Here is a 14,428-nt window from a genome sequence, read left to right as displayed (position 1 = left end):
TCATGAAAAATGATTCGGATCTTTCTTCTCAAATATTACGCCAAGAAAGCTCAAAACATTGCACCTCATGACGTCTTTTAATCAACACTAAAAAACGTTCGTTAGGATTTGCTAAATTGATTATCAATTCAGGCTTCCAATAAACGTTTTTGAGCTACATACCTAACATTTAAAGCCGTTTTTGGTTCAAAACGGAGGAGGTTTGCCAACGAAAATGGCACTTGAGAATTCGTAGTCGACTTACCAGCGAATTAATGCCGAAGCCCATGTGAATCCGCTACCAAAGGCCGCTAAACAAACTAAATCTCCTTCTTTGATTTTACCTTGTTCCCAGGCCTCGCTTAAGGCAATTGGTATTGATGCCGCTGTAGTGTTGCCGTAGTGCATAATGTTGTTGAATACTTTTTCATCAGGCATGTTTAATTGCTTTTGCACATAATTACTGATGCGTAAGTTGGCCTGATGCGGAACTAAAAGATCAATATCTTCTGCCATTAGGTTGTTAGCGGCCAAAGCTTCTGCAATTACTTCGCTAAAACGAACCACTGCATGTTTGAATACAGCATTCCCGTTCATGGTAAGATGGAAAGTGGGGCCTTCAATTAGTTCTTGAGAAAGCCTTACAGTTCTGCTACTGCCAGGGTCTTTTACATAAAGTTCTTCGGCAAAATCACCATCGGCATGTAGGTGAGTAGACAGGATTCCTCCCTCAGAAGGTTCTGCGGCTTTAAGAACAGCAGCTCCGGCACCATCGGCAAAAATTACAGCGCTTGACCTCCCTGCTGTAGATTTGTCAATGGCCGAAGATTGAATTTCGGCACCAACCACTAAAACGGTTTTATACATGCCCGTTTTAATAAATTGATCGGCAATTGAGAGTGCGTAGATAAACCCACTGCAAGCGTTCCTGATGTCTAATGCGCCAATGCCTTGAAGCCCAAGTTCTCTTTGCATTAAAACGCCAGAGCCTGGGAAAAAATAATCTGGAGTAATGGTGGCAAAAACAATAAAGTCAACTTCACTAACATCTGTTTTTGCTCTTTCGAGCGCCATCTTTGCTGCTTTGGTGGCCATATTAGACACTGTGTCCTGTTCAGGATCGAACCACCTGCGCTCTTCAATACCAGTTCGCTCTATAATCCATTCATTACTAGTGTCTATTATTTTTTCTAAGTCTGTGTTCTTAACAATGTTTTTCGGTACATAATGACCTAAACCAACAATTCTGGAACTCTTCATGGCAATTCTATTTATGGATACAAAGTAAAGAAATATCCGATAGTTCGAAATTGTTTCTGTATGCTTACTTATTTAAAAGGAAATTAAGGCCATTCATCACAGCATGTGTTGTTCTACTCGATTCAAAGGAATTTCTTCGGCCGCCCAAGTAATGAAAGTAACTAATTGGGAATATTAGCGTAATGGCTTACGGAAGAATTGATTTGTGTAAAATGATAAGAGTTAATCCAAGTGTTTTTATTGTGCTGACCTGGGTTATGGTGTCTTCAAGCTGTGCTGTGAATGAGCCCACCGCTCAGCAAATACTGGATTCGGCCATACAAAAACATGGATATAAATCTGGTGAACCGTTAGAAATTCAGTTTGATTTTCGTGGTAATCACTACAACGCTAGAATTTCTGATAAAGGAGATGTTTATAAGCGTACCTCTTATAAAGATGGAAATGAACTTGAAGACATTGTTACTTCCAATACCTTTATAAGAAGGGTAAACCAAAAGGAAGTTCGAATGGAAGAAGATTCAATTTCCAGTATTTTGGCTGGTGATACCAGGTCTGTGGTTTATTTCGCGTTGCTTCCATATGCTGCTAACCGAGAAGTCATTAGCAAACACCTTATGCCTTCTATAAAAATAAAAGAAGACACTTATTATAAAGTAGAGGTGACTTACGGAAAGAATGGTGGGGGAAAGAATTTCGAAAATATTTTTGTTTACTGGATCAACCAAAAAACGCACACTATTGATTACTTAGCGTATAGCTATTATATAAATGGTGGCGGAGTGAGGTTCCGTGAAGCATACAACCAAAGGGAAGTAAATGGAGTGCTATTTCAAGATTATATCAATTACACTATTGATAGTGATTTTCCTGCCCACGAACTGGATTATGCTTTCCAAACGGATCAGCTAAGAGAAATTTCAAGAATTGATCTCGAGAACGTTCAAGTAACTCGTTAATCCCAAATTATCCAAACAGCGTAAAACTTCCGAATTGGTTTGCGGGTGGTGCTTTTTTGAGAAGCTCCGGGCTATCGAAATCGGGGTTGCTGATTTTAGGTGTGATGGAGAAGCGATCTAATGGTTTTTCTCTGTATGGGGTAATGAAGTTGATTACGCTTTCCTCTGTATTAGATTCATTTAGCCAATCTATCATCAAATCGCTGTCGAGTATGGCTGGCATTCGGTCAGTAATATCTTCTACATCTGAATTAGCCTTGGTCGTTATCATCATGAAAGTATGCACCGACTCTCCGTTTTCATCTTCAAATTCATCCCATAATCCAGCAATGCCAAAGGGACTTTTATCGGCCAAATGAAAACGATAAGGGATTTTTTCTTTTTTTGAAATGCTCTTCCAAGCATAAAAACCATCTGCAATAATTACACAGCGTTGAGTTTTTAAATTCTTTTTTAGGCTGGCCTTGTTTAGTATTTGATCTACTGGCGCAAAAATTAGTTTTTCGCTAACACTATGGTTTTTTACAAATGCCGGGTTAATTCCCCAGTAGAAAAAAGAAAGTCCGTCTGGGTTTTCTGCAGTAATTACAGGGAGTAATTTTGTAGGTGAAGCATTATACTTTTCTTTATACTGTCCAGTCACTTCAACATTGAAATATTCTTCAATAACTTTAGCAGAACTGGCAATGGAATAGCTGGATGGCATATTAAACTTTTTTAGAAATTTAAGTGATCAGGTTCATAAATACTAATACTTCGAACCATTCACCGAGGAGCTAAGTTGCAGAATTATTCTATTGAAGATTAACCGATTATAAAATGATAACAAAAGCTTAGGGCAATAGGTCATTCAATAATTTGAATATCGGTTGTTTAAAACTATTTTTGGGCTCAATTTTCACAAATCTTATGGCAGAAATCGTTAGGATGCCGAAAATGAGTGACACCATGGAAGAAGGGGTGATCGCTGTTTGGCATAAAAAAGTAGGTGATAAAGTAGAATCAGGTGAGTTAATGGCCGAAATCGAAACCGATAAGGCTACGATGGACTACGAATCATATAATGAAGGAACCGTATTATACCTTGGAGCAGAAGAAGGTGAGGCCGTTCAAATCAATGGCATTTTGGCCATTGTTGGAGAAAAAGGCGAGGATTATAAGGCGCTTCTGAATGAGTCAAGTGAAAATGGCTCGGATGATAATGAAGAAAAACCAGCAGAGGCGAAGAAAGCTGATGCCGAGGCGATAGATACAAGTAACATCAAAGCAGAAGTGGTGAGAATGCCGAAAATGAGCGACACCATGGAAGAGGGTGTTATTTCGGCTTGGCATAAAAAGGTAGGCGATACGGTAGAGTCAGGTGAACTGATGGCTGAGATCGAGACCGATAAGGCTACCATGGAATACGAGTCTTACAATGATGGAACTGTATTGTATCTTGGCGCTAAAGAAGGAGAGTCAGTAGCTGTAAATGGTGTTTTGGCCATTGTAGGCGAAAAAGGAGCTGACTTTGAAACGCTTTTAAAGGCTGAAAGTCAAACAGAAAGTGAGACAGAGCCCGCCAAAGAAGAGCCTGCGAAAGCTAGTCCAAAGCAAGAAACTTCTGAACCTAAGAAAGAAGAAAGCGCTGCACCAACCCAAACTAATAACGGAAGAATTAAAGCGTCCCCTTTGGCTAAGAGATTGGCGGAAGAAAAGGGAATCAATATTTCAGAAGTGAAAGGTTCTGGCGATGGCGGAAGAATTATAAAAAGAGATGTAGAAGATTTTGTTCCTGTTAAAGCTGAACAGACCAAATCTGCGGCTCCAGCCCAAAAATCATCAACGCCTGCAGTGGAGCTTCCTAAGATTGTAGGTGAAGAAAGTTTTGAAGAGCTAAGGGTATCGCAAATGCGAAAAACCATAGCCAAGCGTTTAGCCGAAAGTAAATTTACTGCGCCTCATTTCTACCTTACCATGGAAATCAACATGGATAAGGCCATTGAGGCAAGAGCTAGTATGAATGAAGTTTCACCAGTGAAAATTTCGTTTAACGATATGGTAATTAAGGCCGCAGCCGCAGCTTTAAGAAAACATCCTCAGGTAAATTCATCTTGGTTGGGCGATAAAATTAGAATTAATCACCATATCCATATCGGTGTAGCAGTAGCTGTAGAAGAAGGTCTTCTAGTACCTGTAGTTAGGTTTGCAGATAATAAGCCACTTTCTCATATTGCTGCCGAGGTAAAGCAATTAGGAGCAAAGGCAAAGAATAAAGAATTACAGCCTGCTGAATGGGAAGGAAATACTTTCACCATTTCTAATTTAGGAATGTTCGGTATAGAAGAATTTACAGCCATTATTAACCCGCCAGACGCTTGTATTATGGCCGTTGGTGGTATTAAGCAAACCGCAATTGTTAAAGATGGTGAGTTGACTATTGGTAACATCATGAAAGTAACCATGTCATGCGACCACAGAGTAGTTGACGGTGCAGTTGGCTCAGCATTCCTGCAAACCTTTAAATCTTTATTAGAAGATCCAGTTAGGTTGCTGGTTTAGAAACTTATTAAGTTCAAGTCCCGTTCTCATACGGGACTTTTTTTCTTTAGAAATAACATGACTAAGATTAAATCAACCACCGTATTAGCGGTAAAACATAACGGTTCAATTTCAATTGGTGCCGATGGGCAAGCTACTATGGGTAATACCGTAGCCAAGAGTAACGTAAAGAAGATCAGAAAGCTTCAGGATGGGAAGATAGTAACAGGTTTTGCAGGCTCTACTGCCGATGCCTTCACTTTACTAGAAAGGTTTGATGAAAAACTGAGTGCTTACGGGGGCAACATGAAAAGGGCTGCGATAGAATTAGCTAAAGATTGGCGCACCGATCGCTACTTAAGAAAACTAGAGTCGATGCTGATTGTGGCAGACAAAGATGATATTCTGATCTTATCCGGAACGGGTGATGTTTTAGAGCCAGACAATGGTATTGCGGCCATCGGTTCTGGAAGTATGTACGCTCAAGCTGCAGCTCAAGCGCTAAAAACTCATGCGAAAGATTTAGACAGCTTCGCAATTGTTGAAGAGAGTCTTAAAATTGCTGCTGACATCTGTATATACACAAATCACAATTTGATTATAGAGAAAATTTCTTAATTTCGTAATAAAGAAAAGATTTTCAATCACTTAGCTGCTTTTGTAGTAGTTAATTGTTGAGCGAGAATTCAATTTAACCAACTGAAACAATGCGTACTCCTATCTCAAAGCTCTTTGCTTTAATGGCTTTAATTGTCATGAGCAATAGCTGTATTGACACCAAGATTCCCTCATATACTGAAGGGAGTGAAGGAAGACTCCTATTAGGGGCTACAGTACACTTAGGAGATGGAGAGGTAATTGAAAATGCAGCTTTAGCTGTAAAGGACGGGTACGTTACCTTGTTAGCAGATGGTGCTTCAAAAAAGCTTGACTTTTCTAAATTTCAAGTAGATCGCTTAAGTTCTGAATACCATATCTATCCTTTTAAGAAGACTGAATTAGGTAACTCTGGAATTGTTTTGGCCAGAGCCGATGCAAAGCCGTTTAACATTACCATTCGCGATAATGAAGTGGAAAAATGCATTACCATTGGTTGCGAAGCAGCTCTACTGATTTGCAGGGGAAGTATAACCGACATCAGTAAGTTTAGGGTGGAATACGTTGTAGATGGGAATGACAAAGTCAAAATATTAGAGCAGTCAGACTACAAGGTAAATGGAAATAACCGCTAGTCCGTACCCTTATTAGAATAGTATAAAATGAGCGACTTATTGGTCGCTTTTTTATTTGAAGTCTGGTGCCTAATAAGTTTTATACTTGATTGAAGTAAACTTCTAGGTGGTTGGAGAAACGAAAAAGGCCACCGATTTCGGTGACCTTTTACATCGTCTTAATTTTTTGACACTTAATCTTAATTCTTTGGTTCCAACCAAGCCTTTCTCAGCTTAAGCTGGGCTGGTGTAGCGTTCTCGTCAAATGCCAATTTAAAGGCTACAGGCACGTCAATTTGTTGGTTAGGAGTTGTAAGGGTTATTTCTTTAGGTTCGCCATCTACGGCCCTAATAACCGTTACGCTCATGGTTTCAAGACTTGGAATTTTTTGAAATTGTCCGCCTAAGAAGTTATTGATTTCAGGCCCAAGTTCTGGGAGCTCGTCTCCGTTCATTTTCAAGATGATATCACCGTTTTGTAATCCAAGCGCTTTACCAATAGCATCAAGTTTATCTTGATTACCTATCGCTAACATTCTTTTCCCATTGTATTCGGTTGCAGCTATGCTTTCCTGACTAATGATTAATGAGTACTGTTTCTTGGTGCCGTCTTTAACTACTTTTACACCAACTTCGGCCAATACTTCTTCATAGTTGATAGGTGTGTTTCCTGCCACATAAGTGTTGAGGAATTCTCCGATTTCAGGATAGGTCATGGCTACTATTTCACTGAACAGTTGATCATCTTTAAAGGATTTCTCCATACCGTATTTCTTAGAAAGATCAGCCATCATTTCTTGCACGCCATAAGCACCGTCAGAAAGTTTTCTAAGCTTAATGTCTAAGGCCATACCAATAAGTGCACCTTTCATGTATACATTGTAGTATTGGTCAGCGTAGGTATCTAAAGCGCCAAGGCTCAACTCTGTAAAAGGCAAATCATCCTTAAACTGTGCCGAGGTAAGAATTTTTTCAGATAGCATGTCCAAGTATTCCTCTGGGCTTACCAAGCCGTATTTAACTTGTACGCTACCAGCAAAATACTCCGTCATGCCTTCGTACATCCAAAGGTGACGCGACATTTTAGGATCGTTAAAATCAAAACTTCCAATTTCTTCAGAATGAATGGTTAATGGAGTTACAATATGAAAGAACTCATGAGCAGCAAAGTCACGCAGTTGCTGATTCATTTGCTGAATAGTTTGCTCAGGCATAAAATAAAGTGAGCTGAAAGAATGCTCCAGAGCACCATATGACACTACTGGCTGATCTGTGAAATAGAAGATGAAAGCATATTTTTCAACTGGTAGTTTTCCGCCTAAGAAGGTGCTTTGTGCTGCGAGCACTTCTTTAATACTGGCTGCAATTTCTTTAGCCGTAACCTTTTTGTTAGGGGAATAACTAGCAACCAGCACTTCGGTATTAGCTACTTTAACTATGGCTGTATCAGGCTTACTGTACATTAATGGCGAGTCAATCAAGCGGTCGTAATCTGAAACTTCGAACCTATCAATGGTGCTGTTGGCATCAGGTGTATTGAAGTCTTTCTTTATTAATTTACGGCTTAAGCTTGTATTTGTAGCTTCTGCTTTTAATCCAGTGGCTCCATAAAAGTTCATAGGGCGAATGATATTAATCTCGAAAGCTTCTTTTTTCATGCCTTCAAAATAGCCGAAGAAACCGCTTGTGTTTAAAAGGAAATTTTCGCCTTCAGCAATATTGGTTCCTGCTGGTTGAAATATCTCAGGGCCTTCTTTTGGGTTATCATAAGTATCGTCTACCCAATAGCTTATTTTGGTAATTTTTTTAGCATCACTGATTTTCCAAGTGTTATCATCAAGCCTTTTTACCGGAAGTGGGTTCCCTTTTTTATCGAAAGCTTCAAAGTCTGAAACCATTCGGCCATAATCGGCTATCGCGTAGGTGCCAGGGATGATTTTCGGTAGGTAGAACAAGATATCGTCTTGTTTTATTTTGGGTGGGGCGAGCTCTACATATACTTTATCGTCCGACACGCGGGAAAGATCGATGATGTATTTGTATGGGTTTGCTGCCCATGTGATTGTTGTGAATAGGAGACCTAAACAGATAAATTTGAGTTTGTTCATGATATTGAATTTAAACGCCAGAGGTTTGACATGCTCTAGCGTTGATTTATACTATAACTGCAATATTAAGGCTATTGTGTAAATACTATTAATGAAAAGTATTGATTTTAGTTTGAAGGCAAAAAAAAGACCATCAATTGATGGTCTTTTTTATAAAGCCTTTGTGCTCTTACTGGTTACCTGTTGTGTCAGGAGCAGTTTGAGGTGTGCCTCCAGCCTCTGGCGTTACAGGAGCTTGTTGTTGCATTGGCATCTCTTGAAGTGCCTTGTCTATGTTAGGATTATTTGAAAAATCACTATTGCTATTGTCTACCATCATTCCAGATGCCAGACTAAGCGCTAATAAGGTTAGTGCAAAACCCCAAGTCACTTTTTCTAATAAATCGGTTGTCTTTTTTGCTCCAATTACTTGAGTAGCACCTGCACCACCGAACTGGCTTGACAAACCGCCACCTTTAGAGTTTTGAACCAGTACGATTAAAATTAAAAGTATGGCAACGATGATGGCAAGGATTATTAATAGCTTAAACATTCTGTACTTCCTTTATTTTTTGAATTTGGCTCGCAAAGTAAGTTCTTTTTTCAGGGAATTTCAAGCTTAGTTTTTTATAAATGTCAATAGCCCTGGTATATTTTTTTTGTTTCAGTAATAATTTGGCTAAAGTTTCAGTAACGAACTCGTCTTTAGACTTCATGTGCTTGGCTGCGAGGTCTTCTTGCGTGTACTCATTCTCCTCGTTAATACCCTTTTTGTTTTCAAAACGAGGTTCATTTTGAATGAATTTTTCTATCAATTCTACCTGAGACTTGTTGCTTTGCGGAGTTGTCTGGGGTTTGATTTTCTTTGTGTCTTCTTGTCCTTCAAACATCTTTGCCAATCGGAGTTTTCGTTCTTTAATCTCCAATAAGTCTTTTTCCAACTGATTGATCTCTGGGGTTTTCTGATCTAATGTTTGAGTAGCAAGAGGTTCTTCTTGTTGTTCATTTTTGTCAGTCTTAGAAATAGCTTCTTTAGTTACTGTTTCTGTCTCAGTTTCAGCTTTTGGGGTAACTATTTCCTTTGTAGTTTCTGGGGTTTCAATTGCCTTAACCTGCTTTTTCTGGATTGTATTCTCTTGAGGGGCTTCAAAGCTTATTTCGCCAAGAATTATTTTCTTTAAATGAGCCCTGTTAGGAGAGTAGATGGCAGCTTTTTTAATGAAAGCATCTGTTTTTGGATGATCTCGATCTTTAAGTGCCTTGGCAACTATTACGTAGGGTGTTTGAAAAAAAGGATACTTTTTACGCAGATCATTGAGCGATTTAATGTCCTCATTGGTGACTTGGTGTAGGTTTCCAAGAAGTTGATTAAACCGTTCTCTGTTCACTGGTTTTTGTTTTGGGATGTCTAAAATAGAATGAAAATTACCATTGGGCAACTGAGGCCTGAAAAATTTCGAAAATAATCTCTTTAAAAATCTGACTTACCAATTCTGGCTCGACAGATGTTAGTGAGGTAGTTTGTGGGTCATAATCAGCATAGAAACTAAAGGTACGTTTAAAGTTTTCTTCTTCCTTATTTACATTGGTAAATGCTACTTCTACACCTATGGTTAGTCGCATTAAACCTGATCTATCGGCTACATTCTGATTTCCGGATGAAACAACCGCTTGAGGTGAAATGTTATATCTAGAAATTGCTCCTTCAAACTGTAAATCTCCCTTTGAAGGTACTAATTCTAGCTTAGTATTCCGCTGAAAATAATCCTTCATGTCTTCCGTAAACAGTTGCCCCATATTTGGAAGTCCTCCGTCTACAGCATCATTAAAGAAATTAGCAATAGATATAGTTTTTGTAGTGTTGTAATCTATTGAAGCCCCTGAAAAGCCATAGGTACAGCCAAAAAGCGTGGAAGCCAATAGTGCTATACTCAGCATTAATGATTTACTCAATTTCATACTGCTTGATTTTACGATACAGGGTTCGTTCAGAGATACCTAAATCTCTAGCGGCATACTTTCTTTTATTGTTATTCTTTTTCAAGGCTTTAATAATGAGTTCTTGCTCTTTCTTTTCTATGGATAACGACTCGTCTTCCATTTCATGCGTAATGTCTTCTACTTTATCTTCCTCGTAATCGTAGTCGTCAACAATAGGTTTAGGCTCTAAGTAATAGCTTTCATTTGTTTGCTTTTCTAGCTGGTCACTTAGTAGGGCACTGCTGTCATCATCTATGTTTCTAAATAAATTTGCATGCTCGCTAATCGTCTTTTCACTCAAGTCACCAGATTCTAAAATATCGTGAACCAACTTTTTTAGCTCTGTCATGTCCTTTTTCATATCGAACAAAACTTTATAGAGCAAATCTCTTTCACTCAAGCTATCTCCTCCTTGTCCGTTATGAGCTTTATAGAGTGCCGGTAAACTAGATCTGTTTTGAGGCAAATATTTGACCAAAGTTTCTGCGGAAATATGTCTTTCCATTTCTAATGCAGAAATTTGTTCTACTAAATTCTTGAGCTGACGTATATTACCAGGGAAATTGTAGCGCAAAAGAATGGCTTTGGCATCGTCATCTAGCTTTATAGATTCCACTCTATATTTTTCCGCAAAGTCAGAAGCAAATTTTCTGAACAACAAATCAACATCGTTACCTCTATTTCGTAACGGAGGAACAGAAATTGGAACGGTACTTAATCGGTAATATAAATCCTCTCTGAATTTACCATTGTCCACCGCATCGAGCAGGTCGACATTAGTAGCGGCTACCACTCGCACATCGGTTTTTTGAACTTTAGAAGAACCAACTTTAATGAACTCTCCATTTTCTAAAACGCGTAGCAAACGCGCTTGGGTAGACATTGGCATTTCTCCAATTTCATCTAGAAAAATGGTTCCGCCATCAGTAACCTCAAAATAACCTTTTCTGGCATCGTATGCCCCTGTAAATGAGCCTTTTTCATGGCCGAATAACTCGGAATCGATAGTGCCTTCAGGAATTGCTCCGCAGTTGATGGCAATGAACTTACCGTGCTTTCTTGGGCTCAGCTGATGGATAATTTTTGAAAAGGATTCTTTACCACTACCACTTTCGCCAGTAATCAATACGGTCATATCGGTAGGAGCAACTTGTGCCGCTACCTGAATGGCGTGGTTTAACTGAGGGCTATTGCCAATAATACCAAACCGTTGTTTTATGCTTAATATTTCGTTGCTATTCAAGGTGTAGGGGTTGCGGGTTAATCAACAGAGTTTCCTAGAAGTGTGGCTGTGGTACAGTCGTCTACGAATACATTCACATAGTCTCCTTTTTTGAAGTTCTTTTTAGGGAAAATCACCACTTTGTTTGCAGAGTTTCTTCCGCTTAAGTGTTCTTCCGAACGTTTTGAAGTGCCTTCTACTAGTACTTTATGTACTTTGTTCAGGTCAAGTTTGTTTCGTTCGAACGAATATTGTCGTTGCTTATCAATTATTTCCTGAAGTCTCCTTTTTTTAACTTCCAGTGGAACATCATCTTTTAACTTTTTAGCAGCTAAAGTTCCGGGTCTTTCTGAATAGAAAAACATGTAGGAGAAATCGAACTTTACATAATCCATTAAGCTTAGGGTATCTTGGTGCTCTTCTTCTGTTTCTGAACAAAAGCCAGCAATCATGTCGGAAGAAATACCGCATTCTTCACCCAAAATTTCTCTGATGGCGTCAACTCTATTGATGTACCATTCGCGCGTATAAGTTCTGTTCATCAATTCCAATACTCGGCTGTTTCCGCTCTGTGCAGGTAAATGAATGTACTTACAAATGTTCTCATACTTTTTCATGGTATGGAGTACCTCGTTGGTAATGTCTTTTGGATGCGAAGTAGAAAAACGAACCCTAAGGTCGGGAGATACTTGAGCCACCATTTCAATCAGGTTTGCAAAATTGATAATGGCTTCGGCTTCGCCTTGTTTTTCTTTTTTCTCTAACCAAGCCTTATTATTCTCTTCAGGAGACCATTTGTAGCTATCTACGTTTTGGCCTAGAAGTGTCACCTCTCTGTAGCCCTGATCGAAAAGGTCTTGTGCTTCGCGAACAATTGAATGTGGGTCTCTACTTCTTTCTCGACCTCTGGTAAACGGCACCACGCAGAAAGAACACATGTTATCGCAACCTCGCATAATAGAGATAAATGCATTAACTCCGTTTGAGTTTAACCGAACAGGAGAGATGTCGGCATAGGTTTCTTCTCTTGACAGTAATGTGTTGATGGCTTTTAAGCCTTCCTCTGCCGAACCTACTAAATTTGGTAAATCACGGTAGGCATCAGGCCCTACTACTACATCTACTAATTTTTCTTCTTCCAGAAGTTTGTCTTTTAGTCTTTCAGCCATACAGCCCAAAACCCCAATGGTGAGTTCTGGCTTTCTTTTCTTTATTTTATTGAAGTCTGCTAAACGCTTTCTAACCGTTTGTTCAGCCTTTTCTCTTATGGAACAAGTATTCAGAAAGATAACATCGGCTTGTTCAAACTCCGAGGTGGTATCGTAACCATTGTCTTTCATAATGGAGCTTACAATCTCGCTATCAGCAAAATTCATTTGGCATCCATAACTTTCAATGTAGAGTTTCTTTGCTTTACCAGTATTCTCTTCTTTTGAAGTGATTACCGTGTCTGTCGCCTCCCGACTATTTCTATCTAGAATGTCTATGTCCTGAATAATGTTATCCATTTACTTCTATCTCTATTCTACAAAATTGAACCGCAAATATAAGTGATTTGACCGAAGAAGCGCCAATTTGGCAGAGAAGTGTTGGACGAATGTGTTTGGATGTTTGGGTGTTGAAGTGTTGGTGTTTCTAAGGTAAAATCAATCTGTTTTCTGAGTTTTAGATTTCGTCATAGCGTTTGATTAAGTGGTTGTAAGCTGAATTTAAATCTAGGTGAAAATCGCTTTCAGCTTCCTCCAAATCAATTTTCATCAAAGAAGAAAGACCAAATCTGTTTTTGTCTGATAAAACGAAGGATGTGATAAAGCCTTCTTCAGGATAGATGACTACATCTTTAAAAATTTGAAAGAGGTTGATGATTCTGTCTCCATAACTGTATTCCAATTCTCGCATGTCAATCAGAATGGCTAAGAGTTGAAATGTGAGAAGCGCCAGTCCTATTTTTTGATAGAGAAACTTGCCGTAATGCTCGCCTTGAGAGCCGTGGCTACATTTGCCTTTTATTTCCACCCAAAGAATACTCTCTTCCTTGTGGTCGTGAATGTCGCATGTAATTTCAGTACAGTGAAGAATGGAAAGGTCTTGATGTATGAAGTTGTTTTTCATTAGTAATGAAGTATCATGTTCAAGATAGGAGGTTTTTTAAATTATTCGGAACATTAAGCTACTACAGTTGTTGGTAAGGTATAATGAGCTACGCAAAAAATATTCAATACCCTAGAAAAATCAATTTTTCTAACCTTCAGGCCCTTCCTGTGGTCTTCTGCGTGTTCGTTAATTAATTCACTGAAATCTATTTAGTTGTCGCTTCCAAGGTATTCACCTGGGGCATTTTGCTATATGCAATCTTTTAATTCATTTAATAAACACAATCATGAAAGTGCTAGTAATTGGTGCAGGAAATATGGGGTTAACCTATACTTCTTCCATCGCAAAATCAGGTTATTTAAAGAAGGAAGACCTGATCATCTTCGACAAATCTCTCGAGTTGAGAGAAACCTTAAAAAAATCTACAGAGAATTATGAGGTCTACGATACCCTAGAGGACTGTCTGCCTATAGCGGATATTATCTTTCTGGCGGTTAAACCTTACCATAACGATGAACTCATGCAAGAAATGAGGGCTATGATGAACGATCAACAGTTGGTGATTTCAATTATGGCTGGCGTTACTATTGAAACCATTCAACTGGGCTTGGGAATAAAAAAAGTAGTACGGGCCATGCCCAATTTACCGGCTCAGGTAGGTAAAGGAATGACATCTTATTTGGCTGCCCCTGAAATATCTCGTATTGAACTTTGGATGGTAGAAGACTTGCTCAACACCACAGGTAAATCGGTAAGGGTCGATTCACAAATGTTTATAGATGCCTCTACGGGTATTTCTGGATCGGGGCCTGCCTATGTTTTCTATTTTATGGAATCAATGATGGAAGCCGCTAAAAGCATGGGCTTTTCAGATAACGATTCAAAAGTACTGGTAAGTGCCACATTTGAAGGCGCAATCGAACTCTTCAATAAAAATAAGCTTTCGCCAGACAGTTGGATGAAAAGGGTGAGTTCTAAAGGAGGTACTACACAGGCTGCTCTCGATTCTTTAGAAGATAATAATGTGCAGCAGTTAATTCACGATGCCGCTTATGCCGCTTTTAACAGGGCCGTAGAACTGGGGAAAGAATCAACCGAATTACAAGAAAAATAGTC

Annotated in this window: 14 protein-coding genes; 5 read left to right on the top strand and 9 right to left on the bottom strand. The window is 39.0% G+C overall.

Annotation, left to right across the window (positions count from 1 at the left end; all coding sequences use genetic code 11):
• Positions 1–240 precede the first annotated feature (240 nt).
• A complete protein-coding gene (locus AWW67_RS16505) occupies positions 241–1,239 on the bottom strand; it encodes a 3-oxoacyl-ACP synthase III family protein (RefSeq protein WP_062303069.1) in 999 nt (332 codons plus the stop codon).
• A 212-nt stretch (positions 1,240–1,451) separates the two neighbouring features.
• On the opposite strand from AWW67_RS16505, the gene AWW67_RS16500 reads away from it, so the two are divergent.
• Entirely contained in the window at positions 1,452–2,198 is a 747-nt protein-coding gene (locus AWW67_RS16500) for a DUF6503 family protein (RefSeq protein WP_071387167.1), read from the top strand.
• 7 nt (positions 2,199–2,205) lie between these two features.
• Here AWW67_RS16500 and AWW67_RS16495 read toward each other — a convergent pair whose 3' ends face one another.
• Entirely contained in the window at positions 2,206–2,904 is a 699-nt protein-coding gene (locus AWW67_RS16495) for an SOS response-associated peptidase (RefSeq protein ID WP_053223085.1), read from the bottom strand.
• 203 nt (positions 2,905–3,107) lie between these two features.
• On the opposite strand from AWW67_RS16495, the gene AWW67_RS16490 reads away from it, so the two are divergent.
• From AWW67_RS16490 to AWW67_RS16480, 3 genes are all read left to right on the top strand, one after another.
• Positions 3,108–4,739, top strand: a complete 1,632-nt coding sequence (locus AWW67_RS16490; RefSeq protein ID WP_062303066.1) for a pyruvate dehydrogenase complex dihydrolipoamide acetyltransferase — start codon at positions 3,108–3,110, stop codon at positions 4,737–4,739.
• A 57-nt stretch (positions 4,740–4,796) separates the two neighbouring features.
• On the top strand, positions 4,797–5,336 hold the full coding sequence (gene hslV / locus AWW67_RS16485) for an ATP-dependent protease subunit HslV (RefSeq protein WP_062303064.1): 540 nt from the start codon (positions 4,797–4,799) through the stop codon (positions 5,334–5,336).
• An 89-nt stretch (positions 5,337–5,425) separates the two neighbouring features.
• Entirely contained in the window at positions 5,426–5,950 is a 525-nt protein-coding gene (locus AWW67_RS16480) for a hypothetical protein (RefSeq protein WP_053223088.1), read from the top strand.
• A 179-nt stretch (positions 5,951–6,129) separates the two neighbouring features.
• Here AWW67_RS16480 and AWW67_RS16475 read toward each other — a convergent pair whose 3' ends face one another.
• The 7 genes from AWW67_RS16475 to AWW67_RS16445 all read right to left on the bottom strand — a co-directional run bounded on the left by AWW67_RS16475 (position 6,130) and on the right by AWW67_RS16445 (position 13,330).
• On the bottom strand, positions 6,130–8,037 hold the full coding sequence (locus tag AWW67_RS16475; RefSeq protein WP_062303061.1) for a M61 family metallopeptidase: 1,908 nt from the start codon (positions 8,035–8,037) through the stop codon (positions 6,130–6,132).
• Positions 8,038–8,206: 169 nt separating this feature from the next.
• Positions 8,207–8,569, bottom strand: a complete 363-nt coding sequence (secG, locus tag AWW67_RS16470; RefSeq protein ID WP_053223090.1) for a preprotein translocase subunit SecG — start codon at positions 8,567–8,569, stop codon at positions 8,207–8,209.
• Positions 8,562–9,404, bottom strand: a complete 843-nt coding sequence (locus tag AWW67_RS16465; protein ID WP_141655486.1) for a DUF8458 domain-containing protein — start codon at positions 9,402–9,404, stop codon at positions 8,562–8,564. Before AWW67_RS16465 ends, secG begins: the two co-directional genes overlap by 8 nt.
• 37 nt (positions 9,405–9,441) lie before the next feature.
• Positions 9,442–9,975 carry an LptE family protein gene (locus AWW67_RS16460; protein ID WP_062303058.1) on the bottom strand — a complete coding sequence of 178 codons (534 nt, stop codon included), beginning with the start codon at positions 9,973–9,975 and terminating at the stop codon, positions 9,442–9,444.
• The gene (locus AWW67_RS16455; protein WP_062303057.1) at positions 9,962–11,239 is read right to left on the bottom strand and encodes a sigma-54 interaction domain-containing protein; all 1,278 of its coding nucleotides are present in this window, start codon (positions 11,237–11,239) and stop codon (positions 9,962–9,964) included. Before AWW67_RS16455 ends, AWW67_RS16460 begins: the two co-directional genes overlap by 14 nt.
• A gap of 17 nt (positions 11,240–11,256) precedes the next feature.
• The gene (miaB, locus tag AWW67_RS16450; RefSeq protein WP_062303055.1) at positions 11,257–12,726 is read right to left on the bottom strand and encodes a tRNA (N6-isopentenyl adenosine(37)-C2)-methylthiotransferase MiaB; all 1,470 of its coding nucleotides are present in this window, start codon (positions 12,724–12,726) and stop codon (positions 11,257–11,259) included.
• 157 nt (positions 12,727–12,883) lie between these two features.
• The gene (locus AWW67_RS16445) at positions 12,884–13,330 is read right to left on the bottom strand and encodes a hypothetical protein (protein WP_062303054.1); all 447 of its coding nucleotides are present in this window, start codon (positions 13,328–13,330) and stop codon (positions 12,884–12,886) included.
• A gap of 268 nt (positions 13,331–13,598) precedes the next feature.
• Here AWW67_RS16445 and proC point away from each other — a divergent pair, with 268 nt between their 5' ends.
• Positions 13,599–14,426 carry a pyrroline-5-carboxylate reductase gene (gene proC, locus AWW67_RS16440; RefSeq protein WP_062303052.1) on the top strand — a complete coding sequence of 276 codons (828 nt, stop codon included), beginning with the start codon at positions 13,599–13,601 and terminating at the stop codon, positions 14,424–14,426.
• Positions 14,427–14,428: the final 2 nt, after the last annotated feature.

The organism is Roseivirga seohaensis (genome assembly GCF_001592945.1).
GTDB lineage: Bacteria > Bacteroidota > Bacteroidia > Cytophagales > Cyclobacteriaceae > Roseivirga > Roseivirga seohaensis.
The sequence above is the reverse complement of the archived record's forward strand: the minus strand, read 5'-3'. Positions and strand labels throughout refer to the sequence as shown.